The 291-nt window shown below is 67.4% G+C and carries 1 protein-coding gene; it reads left to right on the top strand.

Annotated features, from left to right (window positions below; translation table 11 throughout):
* The coding region (locus FLQ44_RS24365; RefSeq protein WP_147694454.1) for a transposase at positions 1–291 on the top strand (291 nt) is incomplete at both ends.

Below are 291 nucleotides of genomic sequence, written 5' to 3'. Positions count from 1 at the left end.
GCATGCCGATGCCGGTTACACCGGCGCCGAGAAGTACGTGGAGGGCAAGGCCAAGCTGCATGTCGCTGCCAAGCGCGGCACCCGCAAGCGCATGGTCGCGGGAGCGCTCAAGGACGCGACGCAAAGGCTTGAGAAGCTGAAGGCGCAGATGCGGGCGCGGGTCGAGCACCCGTTCCGGGTGGTGAAGTGCCAGTTCGGCTTCACCAAAGTGCGCTACCGCGGCTTGGCCAAGAACGCCGCTCAGCTGCAGGTGCTGTTCGCGCTGGCGAACCTGAGTCTGGCGCGCCGCCG

It is taken from the genome of Vogesella mureinivorans, from assembly GCF_007644035.1.
Taxonomy (GTDB): domain Bacteria; phylum Pseudomonadota; class Gammaproteobacteria; order Burkholderiales; family Chromobacteriaceae; genus Vogesella; species Vogesella mureinivorans.
Note: the sequence above shows the minus strand (reverse complement) of the source record. Positions and strands in the feature narration are given on the sequence as shown.